General features: G+C 30.5%; 1 protein-coding gene and 1 pseudogene. Both read right to left on the reverse strand.

Going from position 1 to position 1,470, the window contains the following annotated elements; all coding sequences use genetic code 11:
- Window positions 1-730 (reverse strand): annotated as a pseudogene (locus LDP10_RS02875) (transketolase); the annotation flags it as partial.
- A gap of 87 nt (window positions 731-817) precedes the next feature.
- The coding region (locus LDP10_RS02880; RefSeq protein WP_265197242.1) for a transaldolase family protein at window positions 818-1,470 on the reverse strand (653 nt) is incomplete at its 5' end.

Genomic DNA, 1,470 nt, shown 5'->3' on the forward strand with positions numbered 1-1,470 from the left:
TACAAATAATAATAGATGGACGATCTATGACACTTTTAGATTCTATAATAGCATTCCTAATCTCTTCAGGAGCATGACCATCTACATTATCGACAACATGCCAATGATAAGATTTAAAACGCAAAGCGGTGTCGTCATTACACCAATCATTTATTTTACCATCTATAGATATTCCGTTCTTATCATAAAAAACAATTAATTTCCCTAATCCTAAAGTGCCAGCCAAAGAACAAACTTCATGAGATATACCTTCCATAATACATCCATCACCCATAAAAACCCATGTATAATGATCAACAATGTTATAATAAGAACGATTAAAATAAGATGCCAAAGTACGTTCAGCTATTGCCATACCTACTGCTGATGCTAAACCTTGACCCAATGGTCCAGTAGTACATTCTACCCCAGGAGTAGCTCCAATCTCAGGATGTCCAGGTGTTTTAGAATTCATCTGTCTAAAATTTTTTAAATCTTCAATAGATACATCATATCCTGTCAAATGTAAAAGACTATATAACAACATAGATCCATGACCATTAGACAAAACAAAACGATCCCTATCATACCATAAAGGATTTGCAGGATTATGCTTTAAAAAATTTCTCCATAGCACTTCAGCAATATCAGCCATACCCATTGGTGTTCCAGGATGTCCTGAATTAGCTTTTTGAATTGCATCTATACTTAATACCCTAATTGCATTTGCCAACTCTCTTTCTGAATACATAATTATCCTTATAAAAATTAATGAATAATAATATTTTTCCTAAAATAATTTTAATAAATCAATACTAAAAAGATATACGTACATATACTAAAATTTATCTGCCACCATTTTTTCTAATTTAATTTGATCATATCCAAACTGACGAATACCATCAGATAATTTTTCAACAGCCATAATATCTTGATTATGTAACCAACGAAAATCTGATTCAGTCACCTTTGTTCCAGGATTAAAGTTATTTTCAATATTAAATAATTTACGCTCTACTATATCGGTACTAGATTGTAATTCTGATAATAAAAAAGGTGATATAGTTAAACGATCGCATCCTGCTAAACCTAAAACTTGTTCTTTTCTTCGAAAACTAGCACCCATTATAATCGTAGAATATCCGTTTTCTTTATAATAATTATATATCCTATGTACAGACATCACACCTGGATCTTTTTCGTAACTATAAGTTCTTATAGGAGTAATTTTGTTATGCCAATCATAAATTCTACCTACAAAAGGAGAAATAAGATAAACACCAGCTTCTGCACATGCTTGTGCTTGAACAAAAGAAAATAAAAGAGTTAAATTACAACGAATATTATGTTTTTCTAATTCTTCAGCAGCTTTGATCCCCTCCCAAGTAGCAGCTAATTTAATTAAAATTCTAGAACGATCAAAACCTTCTTCTTCAAACATATTAATTAATTTATAAGCTTTTTCTATACATAGTTCTTTATTAAAAGATA

It is taken from the genome of Buchnera aphidicola (Pemphigus obesinymphae), from assembly GCF_026122815.1.
GTDB classification, from domain to species: Bacteria; Pseudomonadota; Gammaproteobacteria; order Enterobacterales; family Enterobacteriaceae; genus Buchnera_C; species Buchnera_C aphidicola_BJ.